Genomic DNA, 16,961 nt, shown 5'->3' with positions numbered 1-16,961 from the left:
AATATTATTAAACTTTCATATGTATTTCACAATTGATGGAAAGTAGGAAAAGCCATGGGAAAATCGAAAAGTTTACAAGAAATCTATAACTCCAACCGTCCAGAAAATAATGAACTTTTCCGAGCGATACAACAGCATCTACAAATGAAGCATCCAGACAAACGAATGACAGCTACTAGAACATTGCAAATAATTGTGGCTGATTGTGTTTCATCTGGAGAGCTGCGTAATGTGGAAGCCCGCCTTCTTTACAGTTAATACGGATCTGTTGTTTCATTAGCCCTTTGAAATATTCAAACACATAAAGGATCTCATCAATGAAAGAATTTATAAAAAATCCAAAAAAATTTGGCCTAATCGTGCCACTTGTGACACTGGCTTTTTTTTGCAGCTATTTACTGGATGCTCAACCAGATACAACTTAAATAAATAAGACAACTCGATTATGAGCTTTCTTTTTTTAAGCAGGTAAAATCGGCCCATTTGTTGAATAAAGTAAATGGAATGAAGTAAATAATATGTATCTCTTCTATCCATCTTGTTATGATCGATTCCGAGACCTAGCAATCGAGCTTGAATCAACATGTCCCATGTAATTTGGTTCGTTTCGTAAACTCAGCAACATTCATTCTTTCGCGTACTTCGGGCAATCACTTTTGCCTTTGGAAAAGTCGCCTGTTATATACATATCTACTTTCAACTGGTGAGTTAAAATGCACAAAAGATAAAGATTGACAACACTTTTATCGTGACTCATACTAGAAGTGACTTAATGACAGAATATTGAGAATAGTGGAGGGGTAATTATGAATAAGATTTTCGTTCCTAACGCAATCGCCACTTTAACAAGTCTTTTCTATAGTTCGACTACAATGAATGAGTATCTAGCAATGAGAACCGCTCAATTCTACATTGAAGACCTGAAGTTATTGCAAGACGTGGAAGCTGTTGCCTTGGCAATTGAAAATCAAAATGCTTTCGCTTTAATGTCTAAATTTAAATTATTTGATTATAAGGCTGCTGAAGAAATTGAAATCGCACTATCCTCTTCTGGCTATACGGAAGCAGAGCTAAGTGCTATGAATATTGAAATCTAAAATCATTGACCAATCTGTTAACGGAACGAATGGTAGAGTTAATACTCTTTGATCCATTCGTTTTATTATTAATCGTAAGAACAAACGTACTCTATACTATTGCTGATAAAATAATTATTTAATGGATAATATTTCTCATGACTCCCCGCAATATCTGTGGCACATAAATTCATGTATCGCCTTCATTCTTGAGTGATGAAAAATCAATGCACAATATCCCGCACATTTTGTACATATGTTGTAGTGCGTCATAAACGAAAAAAGCTTCACACAATTAAGTGTGATGCTTTTTGTAATAGCGATTCTTCGCTATTGATGATACCGGTGGCCGGGGTCGAACCCGCACTCCAGAGGAACACGATTTTGAGTCGTGCTTCGGGCAATTTCGAAATGAAAACGAACCCTTATCCATTGATATATCGACAATATAAAGCTTGAATGACGTCTCACTATTCGGTTGTATTCGTAAGATTCATTTTCAACGTGTTCACCGCTTGAACGTTTGTAAGTTATTGTTTTCCTATGTAGCTTAGAATGGACGGATATTGGAAATGATAGAATATCCCCCTCCCGAACACTAGTATTTAGAAATACAATAATAAGACGCCGCCCGCGTGGGAAGCGTCTTTTTCTTTTGTTTGTTCTGCATTATTAAAAATATCAAATAAGTATAAGGGAAGCCCATATACCTCTTGGGTTTCTCCTATTATTATAAAAAAATCAACATTAACATTTAACACAGCCATAAAAAACTCCCTTCCAAGTCGACTATTATGAACATCATGCCTTGTCCACTTTTTTTACAGTCTACCTGAAAAGGGTAACATCAAGTCGAAGTCAGACATTACCTAGGTCGGAAAAATATAACAGCATTTTCAGCCTGAGCGTTTACAAACCCATTCCTAACCATACATAATACAACATCACTTATAGGAGCACCTACCCGTAGGAACTTTCTACACGGGGATGCGCTTCCGATTATTTCAATTTTAGCAATATTCTCAAAGTTATCTTCATCTCTTACTATAATGACTACATCTGGACGCTTATTACTCATACAACCACCTCCTTTTGATGTCATAAATTAAATTATTCAGTTGTACATGAAGTTGTCGCGGCTTTTTTATTAATAAATTTCTAGGAAATAATTATCATTTTAAAGCAATGGGAGAGTCGCTAGATTCTTATCGAATAAACTTCACCGCGAGGTCGCCACGGAGATCAATCGGCAGCTTTGTTCCGCTAACAGGTAACGTTAGTTCAAACAACCGCCCTTTCAGTGGGCGTTTTTTCTAGGTCGAAAATCAAAACATTCTGATTTAACATAGCCTAAATAAAAACGCACGACTAAAAATCCGTGAAGACACGAAAAAACGGCTTTCCAATTAAGGAAAACCGCTTTATATCGTCGTTCTAAGATACCGGTGGCCGGGGTCGAACCGGCACTCCAGAGGAACACGATTTTGAGTCGTGCGGAAAGTATCCACGTTAAATATATCCGTTAAAACGCCGTCACCATTGGCGTTAGATTGTTCAGCAAATCAGACGGATTCCACCGTCGCGTACGACCGTATCAGATTAACGATAGTATACCCGGAAATGTCGAAATATGCAAACGAGTGTCGTAGTATGATGGCGCATTATATAATAGAAGAAAGGCGACCAATTGCGGTCGCTTTTTGGACTTACACGGACGTATCGCCAATGCGCCCGTTCATATAGTCAACAGTAGTCTCAGGATACTCTGTATTGGTTTCCAATAAAAAATTTTATATCCATATGGTTACTTAATAGTTTAAGATTATTTGTTAATATTTTATGTTATTATCATAATGGTTAGCTTATCCATAAAAGGATGTAACTGAAATGAGTGAATAATAGAACTATGACTCGGAGGAACTTATAATGAATAAATTTAGATGGTCAATGGTTGGACTTATAGTAGCTGCAGCAGCTATTTCAGTAATAATAACAATCAATCAGAACGCTAAAAATTTTGAAGCAAAGCAAGAAGATACGACTCCTGTTTTGGAGACAACGGAAGTGGAATACGAGACAACTGAAGAAGAAGATACGGAAGTAGAAACTATAAAAAATGAAAAAATTCTATATGAACTAGGTCTTGGCCCATCTTCAAAAAGAGAAGACGTTATGAAAACAATGCACAGTATGACTCATCAAAAAGTAGTTTCTGAAGAAAAATGGTACAACCTTGAAATGAATTCTGAAAACATCAATGCAGTCTATGAATTCATTAATGATAGCGAAGTTATCGACTATAAAAGTGAATTGCTAAGAATCGTAGGAAACTGGAAAGAAGGAAACTTCGACAATATAGTGGAAGATCACAATTACCTTTGGGGAGAACAAAATGGAAATGTCGGTAAAGCTACTGGAACTCTTACTCCTGAAGAAGAAGCTCAATTTGTTAAAGCAAACTTTGAATAGTCATTAAAAATCGAGCCCATCGAGTATTATATTAATATAAACAATAGGGGCTATTTCCGCTGACCCCCAAAGTGAAAATTTGATTCGCGGATTTATAATTCAGCAGATTTAGAGATATTCGCCCCCTGCCTTGGGGTAAATCGGTCATACCCCGGCTGCCCCTCCCGATACACACGCATATGTCTTCGTTGGCACACGAATTGCTTTATTATTTTATTCATTTCGTTGTATGAAGCACGCAATTCTATTAACATAATAGACATTTGAGGCAGTCGATATGCAACACAAACCGCGTCATAACAACGTTTGTGCACAACGGATTATTATCGAATATACACTTATGTAAACATCGTTGATTTAACGCGATTTATACTACGCTAATAAGGGCGATGTACCCCGCTATACTGCATAATGCTGTCGGCCATTCCGTGTATAGGACACTGCATAAACGGTAAGCTGAGCCCCGGAGTTTCAGGCGCCTATGCCCACGAGGAGCACCGTACAGGTGAAACGGACGCTCAGCCCTGGTATACGCCCTGTATTCGGAATACTTCGGAATGATCCCGTATCTTATCCTTTTAATACTCTCGGTAACAATTATTGACCGCCTTTGCTATGTCTAATAAAATCGGGTAATGCGTCGAAATGACGAAAGCTCATTCCGGTAGTATTTTATCGTATGTTCACGGATATTCCTTATTTCCCCATCCTTCAAAAACAACGCCAGTGCGTCGTCGAAGTCAAGGAAATCTGACCGCATGCTCCCACGCAGCTTCGAAATATCTTCCGTTGCTAAATCGTTATTACTCTTTCCCTTGCCAATTTTCGCCACTCTAGTACGGTTAATTACCCGATACAGCGCGTACGATTCGCCGCGTACGACTTTTACCTACAAAATCGTGCGCATACAACGAAAAAACGGCGACCTACCATTGCGGGTAGATTGCCATCAAATCGACGTTTATATTAACGTATATGATACCGGTGGCCGGGGTCGAACCGGCACTCCAGAGGAACACGATTTTGAGTCGTGCGCGTCTGCCAATTCCGCCACACCGGCATGTATGTTGGAGGCGGCAACCGGAATCGAACCGGTGGTAAAGGTTTTGCAGACCTCTGCCTTACCGCTTGGCTATGCCGCCAACGTTTTTGGAGCGAAAGACGGGATTCGAACCCGCGACCCCAACCTTGGCAAGGTTGTATTCTACCACTGAACTACTTTCGCATATGGCTGGGCTAGAAGGGATCGAACCTTCGCATGACGGAATCAAAATCCGTTGCCTTACCGCTTGGCTATAGCCCATTAACGTTGTATTCATTATATCACATTTATTGAAAAATGGGGCGACTGATGGGAATCGAACCCACGAATGCCTGAACCACAATCAGGTGCGTTAACCACTTCGCCACAACCGCCATTATAAGATTAAAATTGGCAGGGGTAGTAGGACTCGAACCCACACTGGAGGTTTTGGAGACCTCTGTTCTACCTTTAAACTATACCCCTATAAGATGGTGGAGGGGGGCAGATTCGAACTGCCGAACCCTAAGGAGCGGATTTACAGTCCGCCGCGTTTAGCCACTTCGCTACCCCTCCGCATATGGATGAAACATGGTGCCGGCAAGAGGACTTGAACCCCCAACCTACTGATTACAAGTCAGTTGCTCTACCAGTTGAGCTACACCGGCACTACTATGGTGGCTCAGGACGGAATCGAACCGCCGACACAAGGATTTTCAGTCCTTTGCTCTACCGACTGAGCTACTGAGCCAAACAATGAAAATGGCGGTCCCGACGGGAATCGAACCCGCGATCTCCTGCGTGACAGGCAGGCATGTTAACCGCTACACCACGGGACCATAGATTGCGGGGACAGGATTTGAACCTGCGACCTTCGGGTTATGAGCCCGACGAGCTACCGGACTGCTCCACCCCGCGACGTTAATAATGTTGCTATTAGGAATCAAGTTTTCGTGTTTAGCGTTTCAATAGGATGAATAATCAAACCCATTATGTAGAAACAACTTGTTCTTATTGAAAAATGGTGGAGGATGACGGGATCGAACCGCCGACCCTCTGCTTGTAAGGCAGATGCTCTCCCAGCTGAGCTAATCCTCCAATATGTTGTCTTAATGGTGACCCGTACGGGATTCGAACCCGTGTTACCGCCGTGAAAGGGCGGTGTCTTAACCGCTTGACCAACGGGCCAGGTATAAAATGGCGGAGAGCAAGGGATTTGAACCCTTGAGACAGGGTTACCCGTCTACACGATTTCCAATCGTGCTCCTTCGGCCACTCGGACAGCTCTCCAATAATGGCTCCGCAGGTAGGACTCGAACCTACGACCGTTCGGTTAACAGCCGAATGCTCTACCACTGAGCTACTGCGGAACAATACAAGCTTGGCGACGTCCTACTCTCACAGGGGGAAACCCCCAACTACCATCGGCGCTGAAGAGCTTAACTGCCGTGTTCGGAATGGGAACGGGTGTGACCTCTTCGCTATCGTCACCAAACATTGTTAGCATTTCCAAGACATATATTAGTATAACATCTTTTTGAGAAAATGCAAGAAGAAATTTTCATTCCTTCAAAACTAGATAATAAGAAGGTATTTCATTTTTTTAAAGCGTTGGTTAAGTCCTCGATCTATTAGTATCAGTCAGCTCCACATGTCGCCACGCTTCCACCTCTGACCTATCAACCTGATCATCTTTCAGGGATCTTACTAGCTTGCGCCATGGGAAATCTCATCTTGAGGGGGGCTTCATGCTTAGATGCTTTCAGCACTTATCCCGTCCGCACGTAGCTACCCAGCTATGCCTTTGGCAAGACAACTGGTACACCAGCGGTGCGTCCATCCCGGTCCTCTCGTACTAAGGACAGCTCCTCTCAAATTTCCTGCGCCCGCGACGGATAGGGACCGAACTGTCTCACGACGTTCTGAACCCAGCTCGCGTACCGCTTTAATGGGCGAACAGCCCAACCCTTGGGACCGACTACAGCCCCAGGATGCGATGAGCCGACATCGAGGTGCCAAACCTCCCCGTCGATGTGGACTCTTGGGGGAGATAAGCCTGTTATCCCCGGGGTAGCTTTTATCCGTTGAGCGATGGCCCTTCCATGCGGAACCACCGGATCACTAAGCCCGACTTTCGTCCCTGCTCGACTTGTAGGTCTCGCAGTCAAGCTCCCTTGTGCCTTTACACTCTACGAATGATTTCCAACCATTCTGAGGGAACCTTTGGGCGCCTCCGTTACTCTTTAGGAGGCGACCGCCCCAGTCAAACTGCCCACCTGACACTGTCTCCCACCCCGATAAGGGGCGCGGGTTAGAATTTCAATACAGCCAGGGTAGTATCCCACCAACGCCTCCACCGAAGCTAGCGCTCCGGCTTCTCAGGCTCCTACCTATCCTGTACAAGCTGTACCAAAATTCAATATCAGGCTGCAGTAAAGCTCCACGGGGTCTTTCCGTCCTGTCGCGGGTAACCTGCATCTTCACAGGTACTATAATTTCACCGAGTCTCTCGTTGAGACAGTGCCCAGATCGTTACACCTTTCGTGCGGGTCGGAACTTACCCGACAAGGAATTTCGCTACCTTAGGACCGTTATAGTTACGGCCGCCGTTTACTGGGGCTTCGGTTCAAAGCTTCGCTTGCGCTAACCTCTCCCCTTAACCTTCCAGCACCGGGCAGGTGTCAGCCCCTATACTTCGCCTTGCGGCTTCGCAGAGACCTGTGTTTTTGCTAAACAGTCGCCTGGGCCTATTCACTGCGGCTTTTCTGGGCTATTCACCCTAAAAAGCACCCCTTCTCCCGAAGTTACGGGGTCATTTTGCCGAGTTCCTTAACGAGAGTTCTCTCGCACACCTTAGGATTCTCTCCTCGCCTACCTGTGTCGGTTTGCGGTACGGGCACCTTACATCTCACTAGAGGCTTTTCTTGGCAGCGTGGAATCAGGAACTTCGGTACTATATTTCCCTCGCCATCACAGCTCCGCCTTAATGGAAACGGGATTTGCCTCGTTTCCGGCCTAACTGCTTGGACGCGCATATCCAACAGCGCGCTTACCCTATCCTTCTGCGTCCCCCCATCGTTCAAACGATGTATAGGTGGTACAGGAATATCAACCTGTTGTCCATCGCCTACGCCTTTCGGCCTCGGCTTAGGTCCCGACTAACCCTGAGCGGACGAGCCTTCCTCAGGAAACCTTAGGCATTCGGTGGAAGGGATTCTCACCCTTCTTTCGCTACTCATACCGGCATTCTCACTTCTAAGCGCTCCACCAGTCCTTCCGGTCTGACTTCAACGCCCTTAGAACGCTCTCCTACCATCGACACCTAATGGTGTCAATCCACAGCTTCGGTGATACGTTTAGCCCCGGTACATTTTCGGCGCGGAGTCACTCGACCAGTGAGCTATTACGCACTCTTTAAATGGTGGCTGCTTCTAAGCCAACATCCTGGTTGTCTAAGCAACTCCACATCCTTTTCCACTTAACGTATACTTTGGGACCTTAGCTGGTGGTCTGGGCTGTTTCCCTTTCGACTACGGATCTTATCACTCGCAGTCTGACTCCCAAGAATAAGTATTTGGCATTCGGAGTTTGACTGAATTCGGTAACCCGTTGGGGGCCCCTAGTCCAATCAGTGCTCTACCTCCAATACTCTCATCTTGAGGCTAGCCCTAAAGCTATTTCGGAGAGAACCAGCTATCTCCAGGTTCGATTGGAATTTCTCCGCTACCCACACCTCATCCCCGCACTTTTCAACGTGCGTGGGTTCGGGCCTCCATTCAGTGTTACCTGAACTTCACCCTGGACATGGGTAGATCACCTGGTTTCGGGTCTACGACCTCATACTCATTCGCCCTATTCAGACTCGCTTTCGCTGCGGCTCCGTCTCATCAACTTAACCTCGCATGAAATCGTAACTCGCCGGTTCATTCTACAAAAGGCACGCCATTACCCATTAACGGGCTTTGACTACTTGTAGGCACACGGTTTCAGGATCTATTTCACTCCCCTTCCGGGGTGCTTTTCACCTTTCCCTCACGGTACTGGTTCACTATCGGTCACTAGGGAGTATTTAGCCTTGGGAGATGGTCCTCCCTGCTTCCGACGGGATTTCTCGTGTCCCGCCGTACTCAGGATCCACTCAGGAGGGAACGAAGTTTCAACTACAGGGTTTTTACCTTCTTCGACGGACCTTTCCAGGTCACTTCATTTACCCCGTTCCTTTGTAACTCCATGTTGAGTGTCCTACAACCCCAAGAGGCAAGCCTCTTGGTTTGGGCTAATTCCGTTTCGCTCGCCGCTACTCAGGAAATCGCGTTTGCTTTCTCTTCCTCCGGGTACTTAGATGTTTCAGTTCCCCGGGTCTGCCTTCAGTACCCTATGTATTCAGGTAAAGATACTGTTCCATTACGAACAGTGGGTTTCCCCATTCGGAAATCTCCGGATCAAAGCTTACTTACAGCTCCCCGAAGCATATCGGTGTTAGTCCCGTCCTTCATCGGCTCCTAGTGCCAAGGCATCCACCGTGCGCCCTTTCTAACTTAACCGTTAAAAAAGTCTTACAGATGCTTTGAAAAAAATTAATTGCCTTCTATCTATTATCTAGTTTTCAAGGAACAAAGCAGAAAGAATCCATCACATCGTGATGCTTCTCTTTCCTATTTGAATGAATTACTCATTCAAAACTGAACAAAACAAAAGCGCTCTCGTAATTATCCTTAGAAAGGAGGTGATCCAGCCGCACCTTCCGATACGGCTACCTTGTTACGACTTCACCCCAATCATCTGTCCCACCTTAGGCGGCTGGCTCCATAAAGGTTACCTCACCGACTTCGGGTGTTACAAACTCTCGTGGTGTGACGGGCGGTGTGTACAAGGCCCGGGAACGTATTCACCGCGGCATGCTGATCCGCGATTACTAGCGATTCCGGCTTCATGCAGGCGAGTTGCAGCCTGCAATCCGAACTGAGAATGGCTTTATGGGATTCGCTTACCTTCGCAGGTTTGCAGCCCTTTGTACCATCCATTGTAGCACGTGTGTAGCCCAGGTCATAAGGGGCATGATGATTTGACGTCATCCCCACCTTCCTCCGGTTTGTCACCGGCAGTCACCTTAGAGTGCCCAACTGAATGCTGGCAACTAAGATCAAGGGTTGCGCTCGTTGCGGGACTTAACCCAACATCTCACGACACGAGCTGACGACAACCATGCACCACCTGTCACTCTGTCCCCCGAAGGGGAAAGCCCTATCTCTAGGGTTGTCAGAGGATGTCAAGACCTGGTAAGGTTCTTCGCGTTGCTTCGAATTAAACCACATGCTCCACCGCTTGTGCGGGCCCCCGTCAATTCCTTTGAGTTTCAGCCTTGCGGCCGTACTCCCCAGGCGGAGTGCTTAATGCGTTAGCTGCAGCACTAAAGGGCGGAAACCCTCTAACACTTAGCACTCATCGTTTACGGCGTGGACTACCAGGGTATCTAATCCTGTTTGCTCCCCACGCTTTCGCGCCTCAGTGTCAGTTACAGACCAGAAAGTCGCCTTCGCCACTGGTGTTCCTCCAAATCTCTACGCATTTCACCGCTACACTTGGAATTCCACTTTCCTCTTCTGCACTCAAGTTCCCCAGTTTCCAATGACCCTCCACGGTTGAGCCGTGGGCTTTCACATCAGACTTAAGGAACCACCTGCGCGCGCTTTACGCCCAATAATTCCGGACAACGCTTGCCACCTACGTATTACCGCGGCTGCTGGCACGTAGTTAGCCGTGGCTTTCTGGTTAGGTACCGTCAAGGTACCAGCAGTTACTCTGGTACTTGTTCTTCCCTAACAACAGAACTTTACGACCCGAAGGCCTTCTTCGTTCACGCGGCGTTGCTCCGTCAGACTTTCGTCCATTGCGGAAGATTCCCTACTGCTGCCTCCCGTAGGAGTCTGGGCCGTGTCTCAGTCCCAGTGTGGCCGATCACCCTCTCAGGTCGGCTACGCATCGTCGCCTTGGTGAGCCATTACCTCACCAACTAGCTAATGCGCCGCGGGCCCATCTATAAGTGACAGCGTAAACCGTCTTTCCATCTTCTCTCATGCGAGAAAAGAACGTATCCGGTATTAGCTCCGGTTTCCCGAAGTTATCCCAGTCTTATAGGCAGGTTGCCCACGTGTTACTCACCCGTCCGCCGCTAATCTCAGGGAGCAAGCTCCCGTCGATTCGCTCGACTTGCATGTATTAGGCACGCCGCCAGCGTTCGTCCTGAGCCAGGATCAAACTCTCCGAAGAAATGTTTGACTTGCTCATTTGCTTTTTTGATAGTGTGTGCTCACTTAAAATTTAACGTTGGCGCTTTGTTTTGTTCAGTTTTCAAAGAGCAATTTCGTTGTCGTTTACCTCGTAAGCGACTTTTACATCTTATCATGTTTTCAACTTCGTTGTCAACATGTTTTTTTAATTTTTTAAGTTATTTTCGTTTTGATGAAGCTGCGAAAGCTGATGTCCCGCAGCGACATGTATTAATATAACACCTATATTATTAATGGTCAACAATAAAATTGCATTTTTTTAAAAGTTTTTTGATACCCGATAAAACCGATGATATACCTCGTGCCCTTTTGTCTCCGCTTTGATAACATCGATTACCTTCTTCTCTATCAAATATTCCAATAAAACACCTAAGTCTACTGAATAAAACTTTAATTCCGGATGCTCCATTAGCTCCGCAATCGTCCACGGTTCTTCTTTCGTCCCCATTATTTCAACCAAATGCTGTGAACCCGCATTCGTCCTAGAATAAATAAGAAACTCACTCGCAAGGAATAGAAGCTCCAATCTTTTTTCGAGAGTTTCCTCACTGCTGATCAATTCTTTATACAACTTGAAGATTTCAGGTTCCATATGCTTCACTTGGTTCCAGACAGTAACCTCCGGATAAAAGCCTTGTTCAATTATTTCCAAACGGGCCAAGTGATGCAGGGAATGAACGATATGGTTGTACGCCTCAAGATGATGGCCTTTTTCAAAGAAGCTTTTCCCATCCATGTACCTGCGAATTAACTTTGCGAATTCCATCCCCATCTTTAACTTCCTTCCATAGAAGGGGAACTCACGGATTTCGGTTTTCAAACGGGCCAAATATTCATTCCGGTCAAAAAGGACCTTCCCGTTATATATCCAGTCAACCACTTTGCGGTTCGTGCCTAATAGGAGCCATTCTTTTAACTGGTCTTCCTTTACGATATGCAAGGCTGCCTTTTTATCCTGGTAAGTGTAATGTTTTAAAAACACGGCCTCTTCGGCTTCGTCTGCAATTACAAAAAGGATGTAGTCAAATGTATCGGTGATCGGGCTATTATCATCTCTTTTTTCTATTAACAAGATTCCAAGTGTAGATTTTAAACTTGCTCGCTCTTGATAAATCGGGCGAAGGATATCTTCCATCATAAATTCCTCCAAAACCTTTTTTTTTAGATTTTCGACAAAACTCTTCAAATTCCTGCTTATTTCCCTTACCCCAAACTATTTCAATTCAAAAGTAATATGTATCCTTTATTTCTTTTTTGTTCCATCCATGGTTTATGTTATAGTTAAATTTATATTTTAGGAGGGACAATCCATGGCTAAATATTCTAGCAAAATCAATAAAATCCGTACTTTTGCTTTGAGTTTGATTTTCATTGGCTTTATCGTAATGTACCTTGGGCTTTTCTTCAAAACGAATCCTGTTGTCATGACGATTTTCATGGGGCTCGGCCTTTTATTCATCATCGCAAGCACTGGGGTTTATTTTTGGATTGGAATGCTTTCTACAAAATCGATCCAGGTTGTCTGCCCTAACTGCAGCAAACCTACAAAAATACTAGGGCGTGTAGATATTTGCATGCATTGTGAAGAACCATTGACACTTGACAAAAAGTTGGAAGGCGAAGAATTCAACGAAAAATATAACCGGAAAAGCCTGCATGACTAGAGGAATTCCGCTAGCTGAATTCCCTTTCAAGAAGTCATTAACAATTGTATCATTTTTTGATAACATAAAAAAAGTTCCAACCAAGTGGAGGAACTTTTTTTAATGCGATTCTTTTTTCGCACAATCCGTACAGTCGCCGTAGATTTCCATCCGATGATGACTAACATTGAAACCGGTGACTTGTGCAGCGAAATGCTCGACTTCATCCAATGCAGGATAATCGAAATCCACAATTTTCCCGCAAGTTTGGCAAATTACATGATAATGATTCGTCGTCACAAAATCAAACCTTGCAGAAGAATCACCATACGTAAGTTCTTTTACCAAACCTACCTCACGGAACACACGCAGGTTGTTATAAACCGTTGCCACACTCATATTCGGAAACTTGCCTTCCAGCGCTTTATATATATCATCAGCGGTAGGGTGGGACATGGAGCTTATCAAATACTCAAGTATCGCATGGCGTTGAGGAGTTATTCTTACACCGGTATCTTTTAAGGAATCCAACGCTTCTTTTAACTGAACTTCAGACACCGTCATCCACCTCTTTTTCTCATTAAGTATGAATTCTTAAATTGTAATATTTATAAATAGTGTACCTTTTATGCGTTGAATTTGTCAATAATTCAATGGCTTAACCATTCTTTTTTAGTTTATTCATGAACACATTGAGTCTTTACCATTTTTGCATTGAGTTTAGTATCCCCTAGTTAAGTCGATTACGTTGGTAAAGTCTTTTCCAGCTTTCAGGTATTCACGCATGTTTTTTTCGAAAATGGCAAAGGTTCTTGGTAAATATTCTCCGCTTTTACTTGATAGATGCGGTGTGACTGTGACATTCTCCATCCTCCAAAACGGATGCCCTTTTCCCAAAGGTTCCGGATCAAATACATCCAAGATGGCATGAGACAATTCCCCGGCATCCAGGGCTTCGATCAACACTTCATCGTTAATCAGGTCGCCGCGGCCAATATTCACGAATACTGCAGATTCTTTCATTGCTTTAAAGTGCTCTTTTTCCAAAAGGCCCTTCGTTTCATCAGTACTTGGCAGGACGGATACGATATAATCGGCTCCCGGTATGGCTTCCAATAAATTATCGAGAGTATAAAGGTGATCGATGGATTCCACTGGCTTCCCGCTCCGGTTCACTCCCACCGTCGTCATCCCAAAGGCTCTCCCAAGACGAGCCACCTCTCCTCCAATTGCACCGACACCAATAACGAGCATAGTCTTGCCATTCAATTCTCCTACTTCAATCTTTCTATCCCACAATTCTTCCTTTTCATTCTTCATAAGCAGTTTCAATTTCTTTTCATATTGCAAAAGCATCCCTATCGTATACTCGGCCATCGGGATTTTATGAATGCCTCTTGCGTTGGTCACCAGAATGCCACGTTCCTCAATGGCTTTAAATGGCATTAATTCCATCCCTGCGCTCATGACCATGATCCATTTCAAGTTCGCCGCTTTCCCAATGATTTCTTCAGTTAAGTCTTCACCATATGTAATTAGTATTTTCGCTTCACGAAGCGGCCCATCAGTCCATCCTTTTTGATAAATGAAGTTCAAATCAGGAAAAGCTTCCATCATCTTCGTTTGGATGCCTTCATTCGGAATGACAGTCGAAAGTATTAACATGTTTATCTCTCCCTTTTAATTAACATAAAAAAACACGGGCTCTATGTGTCCCGCGCAACTTTCTTTGAGGAGGTATTCCCTTAATAAAGCATATTCAGGTGTCCCCTTTTTGAGTTGGACAAAAGCCTTACCCTTATTAAAAAAGGCTTTTTTAATAAGAATTTGGGTTTAATGCATGTAATTCCGGCAAAATGAAAACGCCATCCCTTCTAATCGGGACGTCGTCAAAATAGATGTCACCGCCCCCATATTCGGGACGCTGGATCAAGACCATATCCCAATGTATCGATGATCGGTTTCCATTATCCGCTTCTTCATAAGCAAGCCCAATAGCCAAGTGCAGACTCCCGGTTATTTTCTCATCGAACAATATATCGTCCATAGGTTCCAATATGTATGGATTGATTCCAATTGCAAACTCCCCGATAAACCGGGACCCTTCATCAATATTCAGAATTTGGTTCATTTCAGAGTCACGATTGGAAGTTGCTTTAATGATTTTTCCCTTTTCCAAGTTTAATTCTATGTCACTAAAGGTGATTCCTTCATAGGTTGTGGGTGTGTTGAAGGATATCCTTCCATTGAGACTATCTTTTATGGGTGCTGTAAACACTTCCCCATCCGGTAAATTCTTTTTTCCGGCACATATGATGGCCGGCATACCTTTAATGGAAAAGGTCAAATCTGTCCCTGGTGAAACGATCCTGACTTTGTCAGTCCGTTCCATCAATTGTTTTAACGGTTTCAAGGCCGCCTCCATTTTCCCGTAATCCATGGTGCATACGTTCAACAGAAAGTCTTGGTACCTGTTGAAGGTCATGCCGGCTTTTTGCGCTGATGCGTTGGTGGGATAATTAAGTAAGACCCAACGTCGGTTGTTTACATAGAAAAGAGTGGGGGAATTCATAGCCTCCCCTTGAAGACGGTGCCTCTCGATGGGAACATCAGTCATTTCCACATCGTTTTCTTCCCCTGTGATGATGATGACTGCATCGATATCCGTATATTTCTTCAGAGCCCATTGCGAAGATGTGTCAAGTTGTTCCTTCACATTCCCTTGTAACAGGTGGCGGCTTATCTCATCGTCTTCGAGTTCTACATATGGATAAGCACCCACTCTGTATATTTCATCAATCAGCTCTTTCAATAACGGTTTCGTGTTGATATGCCCTCGTATGAGGATTCTCTCTTTTGGCTGTGTTTGTATCGAATGATGAATCAGCCTGGCTGCAAGCTTCGTTATTCGCTCATCCTTCATCTGCCTGTCCCTTATTTTTCGAGGTCGCGAAGAGTTTCAAGCGCTTCTTCGACGTGGCCTTTGACTTTTACTTTACGCCATTCTTTGACTACCTTACCAGCCTTATCTATCAGGAAAGTTGAACGTTCAATGCCCATATACTCCTTGCCGAAGTTCTTTTTCAATTGCCACACACCAAATGATTCGGCCGCTTCATGATTCTCGTCAGCCAGCAGCAGAAAAGGCAATCCATGTTTTTCGATGAATTTTTCATGACGTGCCGCTGGATCTGGGCTAATACCAATGATGACCGCGTTCAATTCCTCGAATTGCTCATTATGGTCCCGGAAATCACAGGCCTCCGTCGTGCAACCTGGCGTCATGTCTTTTGGATAAAAATATAAAACAATATTTTTCCCCTTAAAATCCGATAGGGAAACTATTTCACCATTGTTTGCAGGGAGTTTGAAATCAGGTGCTTTTTCTCCAATTTTAACAGTCATATTGAACCCTCCATTTCTTTCATTATGGTAAGAGTACCCAATAATCGAAAGAAACACAACTTTCATTTACCCTTCCTATCTTTCTGCTCCAAATCGATAACTGTCCGAATTACGAACGCTGCTGGCAGTGTATACCCGATGAAAGCCTGAATGGTAGCTATCATCCTGCCCATGCCAATCGGGGCTATATCTCCATACCCTACAGAAAACATCGTCATCGCACTGAAGTAAAAGGAAGTCTTCAACTGTTCATAGAAAGTGCCATCCAACCGATTGCCCATATCAAGAATCACCGAATGATTCTGAAGCTCGTATAATAAATAAATCAGTGCAAATCCAACCAATATCGTCGCATATAAATTGCCAAGCCACAGCATATCCTCCAGAGAAAACTTCTTTCCTCCCGACTCAACAAGAAATAACGTACGAATGCTCATCACCATGCAAAAAATGATTCCTGCAATCAAGATGTAGAAAGTCATCCCCCACGCCCCATTTCAAAACGCCACTCTCTCTATACATACTCCCTGTCCAAACAATATATTCTTTTTTAGGTACAGACCTCATACTTATCAACAACACACTCAATAAACTGATTCTTTTCCCGAATCTTTTTTTCCATGTTGACCCTTTTGGTCGGATATGTTAAGATTGTCTAAATTTTTATAATAGTTTTTATTTTAAAAATCTTCGGCCTGCAAACAGTTTATAAAGGCAGGTTTTGTAAAATTTCATATGTGGAAATAGGTTCCTAATTTTAAATTAGGATTAAAAGGGAAGTCCGGTGTAATTCCGGCACGGTCCCGCCACTGTAATGGGAGTGTTAGCGCCATCCAATATGCCACTGATCAAAGGATCGGGAAGGCCGCCGCTAATGATAATCCCTAAGTCAGGAGACCTGCCTATTTCGACAACACTGTTTTAACCTACGGGAGATAGGGAGGTGTTAGGGACCTTATAATTGTAAGGGGCATTCTGCATGCCTCTTATTTTAAGCATTTCTAACTTTCTCTTTTGACGGTTGGGGATGCTTTTTTTATTGTTCAATAAAATGAAT

Annotated in this window: 12 protein-coding genes, 15 tRNA genes, 3 rRNA genes and 1 riboswitch; of the genes, 4 read left to right on the top strand and 26 right to left on the bottom strand. The window is 44.0% G+C overall.

Annotated features, from left to right (window positions below; translation table 11 throughout):
• Positions 1-54: 54 nt before the first annotated feature.
• Complete coding sequence (locus MKY17_RS03965) at positions 55-258, top strand: hypothetical protein (protein WP_098370855.1); 204 nt, start codon at positions 55-57, stop codon at positions 256-258.
• A gap of 548 nt (positions 259-806) precedes the next feature.
• Complete coding sequence (locus MKY17_RS03960) at positions 807-1,097, top strand: hypothetical protein (protein WP_098370854.1); 291 nt, start codon at positions 807-809, stop codon at positions 1,095-1,097.
• A gap of 584 nt (positions 1,098-1,681) precedes the next feature.
• Here MKY17_RS03960 and MKY17_RS03955 read toward each other — a convergent pair.
• Both MKY17_RS03955 and MKY17_RS03950 read right to left on the bottom strand, forming a co-directional pair.
• Entirely contained in the window at positions 1,682-1,843 is a 162-nt protein-coding gene (locus tag MKY17_RS03955; protein ID WP_179891030.1) for a hypothetical protein, read from the bottom strand.
• A gap of 98 nt (positions 1,844-1,941) precedes the next feature.
• On the bottom strand, positions 1,942-2,154 hold the full coding sequence (locus MKY17_RS03950; RefSeq protein WP_098370853.1) for a hypothetical protein: 213 nt from the start codon (positions 2,152-2,154) through the stop codon (positions 1,942-1,944).
• A gap of 848 nt (positions 2,155-3,002) precedes the next feature.
• Here MKY17_RS03950 and MKY17_RS03945 point away from each other — a divergent pair.
• A complete protein-coding gene (locus tag MKY17_RS03945) occupies positions 3,003-3,545 on the top strand; it encodes a DUF6241 domain-containing protein (protein ID WP_098370852.1) in 543 nt (180 codons plus the stop codon).
• A gap of 979 nt (positions 3,546-4,524) precedes the next feature.
• Here the strand turns inward: MKY17_RS03945 and MKY17_RS03940 are convergent.
• The 19 genes from MKY17_RS03940 to MKY17_RS03850 all read right to left on the bottom strand — a co-directional run bounded on the left by MKY17_RS03940 (position 4,525) and on the right by MKY17_RS03850 (position 11,991).
• Positions 4,525-4,605: transfer RNA gene (locus MKY17_RS03940), tRNA-Leu, on the bottom strand.
• 8 nt (positions 4,606-4,613) lie between these two features.
• A tRNA-Cys gene (locus MKY17_RS03935) sits at positions 4,614-4,687 on the bottom strand.
• Positions 4,688-4,695: 8 nt separating this feature from the next.
• A tRNA-Gly gene (locus MKY17_RS03930) sits at positions 4,696-4,770 on the bottom strand.
• A 3-nt stretch (positions 4,771-4,773) separates the two neighbouring features.
• Positions 4,774-4,848: transfer RNA gene (locus tag MKY17_RS03925), tRNA-Gln, on the bottom strand.
• Between the two features lie 37 nt (positions 4,849-4,885).
• A tRNA-His gene (locus tag MKY17_RS03920) sits at positions 4,886-4,961 on the bottom strand.
• A gap of 17 nt (positions 4,962-4,978) precedes the next feature.
• Positions 4,979-5,052, bottom strand: a tRNA-Trp gene (locus MKY17_RS03915).
• A gap of 6 nt (positions 5,053-5,058) precedes the next feature.
• Positions 5,059-5,142 (bottom strand) — tRNA-Tyr (locus tag MKY17_RS03910).
• A gap of 16 nt (positions 5,143-5,158) precedes the next feature.
• Positions 5,159-5,234, bottom strand: a tRNA-Thr gene (locus MKY17_RS03905).
• A gap of 7 nt (positions 5,235-5,241) precedes the next feature.
• Positions 5,242-5,317: transfer RNA gene (locus tag MKY17_RS03900), tRNA-Phe, on the bottom strand.
• Positions 5,318-5,329: 12 nt separating this feature from the next.
• Positions 5,330-5,405: transfer RNA gene (locus tag MKY17_RS03895), tRNA-Asp, on the bottom strand.
• Between the two features lie 5 nt (positions 5,406-5,410).
• A tRNA-Met gene (locus MKY17_RS03890) sits at positions 5,411-5,484 on the bottom strand.
• A 104-nt stretch (positions 5,485-5,588) separates the two neighbouring features.
• Positions 5,589-5,664, bottom strand: a tRNA-Val gene (locus MKY17_RS03885).
• Between the two features lie 15 nt (positions 5,665-5,679).
• Positions 5,680-5,754: transfer RNA gene (locus MKY17_RS03880), tRNA-Glu, on the bottom strand.
• A gap of 10 nt (positions 5,755-5,764) precedes the next feature.
• A tRNA-Ser gene (locus MKY17_RS03875) sits at positions 5,765-5,856 on the bottom strand.
• Between the two features lie 5 nt (positions 5,857-5,861).
• A tRNA-Asn gene (locus tag MKY17_RS03870) sits at positions 5,862-5,936 on the bottom strand.
• 9 nt (positions 5,937-5,945) lie between these two features.
• A 5S ribosomal RNA gene (gene rrf, locus MKY17_RS03865) occupies positions 5,946-6,061 on the bottom strand.
• Between the two features lie 116 nt (positions 6,062-6,177).
• Positions 6,178-9,110, bottom strand: a 23S ribosomal RNA gene (locus MKY17_RS03860).
• A gap of 175 nt (positions 9,111-9,285) precedes the next feature.
• Positions 9,286-10,836 (bottom strand): 16S ribosomal RNA (locus tag MKY17_RS03855).
• Together the 16S, 23S and 5S rRNA genes with 15 tRNA genes alongside form the textbook arrangement of a ribosomal RNA operon.
• Positions 10,837-11,115: 279 nt before the next feature.
• The gene (locus MKY17_RS03850; protein WP_098370630.1) at positions 11,116-11,991 is read right to left on the bottom strand and encodes a nucleotidyltransferase-like protein; all 876 of its coding nucleotides are present in this window, start codon (positions 11,989-11,991) and stop codon (positions 11,116-11,118) included.
• A 175-nt stretch (positions 11,992-12,166) separates the two neighbouring features.
• Between MKY17_RS03850 and MKY17_RS03845 the strand changes: the two genes are divergently transcribed.
• A complete protein-coding gene (locus tag MKY17_RS03845; RefSeq protein ID WP_076371179.1) occupies positions 12,167-12,520 on the top strand; it encodes a YgzB family protein in 354 nt (117 codons plus the stop codon).
• Positions 12,521-12,619: 99 nt separating this feature from the next.
• On the opposite strand, the gene perR is transcribed toward MKY17_RS03845, so the two are convergent.
• The 5 genes from perR to MKY17_RS03820 form a co-directional block, all read right to left on the bottom strand.
• Positions 12,620-13,057 carry a peroxide-responsive transcriptional repressor PerR gene (gene perR, locus MKY17_RS03840; protein WP_179086146.1) on the bottom strand — a complete coding sequence of 146 codons (438 nt, stop codon included), beginning with the start codon at positions 13,055-13,057 and terminating at the stop codon, positions 12,620-12,622.
• A gap of 162 nt (positions 13,058-13,219) precedes the next feature.
• A complete protein-coding gene (locus MKY17_RS03835; RefSeq protein WP_098370629.1) occupies positions 13,220-14,164 on the bottom strand; it encodes a D-2-hydroxyacid dehydrogenase in 945 nt (314 codons plus the stop codon).
• Positions 14,165-14,315: 151 nt separating this feature from the next.
• A complete protein-coding gene (locus tag MKY17_RS03830) occupies positions 14,316-15,422 on the bottom strand; it encodes an aminopeptidase (protein ID WP_098370628.1) in 1,107 nt (368 codons plus the stop codon).
• Positions 15,423-15,433: 11 nt separating this feature from the next.
• The gene (gene bcp / locus MKY17_RS03825) at positions 15,434-15,904 is read right to left on the bottom strand and encodes a thioredoxin-dependent thiol peroxidase (protein WP_098370647.1); all 471 of its coding nucleotides are present in this window, start codon (positions 15,902-15,904) and stop codon (positions 15,434-15,436) included.
• 62 nt (positions 15,905-15,966) lie between these two features.
• Positions 15,967-16,386 carry a potassium channel family protein gene (locus MKY17_RS03820; protein ID WP_098370627.1) on the bottom strand — a complete coding sequence of 140 codons (420 nt, stop codon included), beginning with the start codon at positions 16,384-16,386 and terminating at the stop codon, positions 15,967-15,969.
• Between the two features lie 246 nt (positions 16,387-16,632).
• Positions 16,633-16,825, top strand: a riboswitch (cobalamin riboswitch).
• Positions 16,826-16,961: the final 136 nt, after the last annotated feature.

The sequence above is a fragment of the Peribacillus sp. FSL P2-0133 genome, assembly GCF_037975445.1.
Classification (GTDB): domain Bacteria; phylum Bacillota; class Bacilli; order Bacillales; family DSM-1321; genus Peribacillus; species Peribacillus simplex_E.
The sequence above is the reverse complement of the archived record's forward strand: the minus strand, read 5'-3'. Positions and strand labels throughout refer to the sequence as shown.

What these genes read in the sequence shown, in the direction of transcription:
- MKY17_RS03850 (WP_098370630.1), bottom strand. Translation starts at nt 11,991, where the DNA reads ATGGAAGATATCCTTCGCCCGATTTATCAAGAGCGAGCAAGTTTAAAA.
- bcp (WP_098370647.1), bottom strand. Translation starts at nt 15,904, where the DNA reads ATGACTGTTAAAATTGGAGAAAAAGCACCTGATTTCAAACTCCCTGCA.
- MKY17_RS03820 (WP_098370627.1), bottom strand. Translation starts at nt 16,386, where the DNA reads ATGACTTTCTACATCTTGATTGCAGGAATCATTTTTTGCATGGTGATG.
- MKY17_RS03845 (WP_076371179.1), top strand. Translation starts at nt 12,167, where the DNA reads ATGGCTAAATATTCTAGCAAAATCAATAAAATCCGTACTTTTGCTTTG.
- MKY17_RS03830 (WP_098370628.1), bottom strand. Translation starts at nt 15,422, where the DNA reads ATGAAGGATGAGCGAATAACGAAGCTTGCAGCCAGGCTGATTCATCAT.
- MKY17_RS03945 (WP_098370852.1), top strand. Translation starts at nt 3,003, where the DNA reads ATGAATAAATTTAGATGGTCAATGGTTGGACTTATAGTAGCTGCAGCA.
- MKY17_RS03950 (WP_098370853.1), bottom strand. Translation starts at nt 2,154, where the DNA reads ATGAGTAATAAGCGTCCAGATGTAGTCATTATAGTAAGAGATGAAGAT.
- MKY17_RS03965 (WP_098370855.1), top strand. Translation starts at nt 55, where the DNA reads ATGGGAAAATCGAAAAGTTTACAAGAAATCTATAACTCCAACCGTCCA.
- MKY17_RS03955 (WP_179891030.1), bottom strand. Translation starts at nt 1,843, where the DNA reads ATGGCTGTGTTAAATGTTAATGTTGATTTTTTTATAATAATAGGAGAA.
- MKY17_RS03960 (WP_098370854.1), top strand. Translation starts at nt 807, where the DNA reads ATGAATAAGATTTTCGTTCCTAACGCAATCGCCACTTTAACAAGTCTT.
- MKY17_RS03835 (WP_098370629.1), bottom strand. Translation starts at nt 14,164, where the DNA reads ATGTTAATACTTTCGACTGTCATTCCGAATGAAGGCATCCAAACGAAG.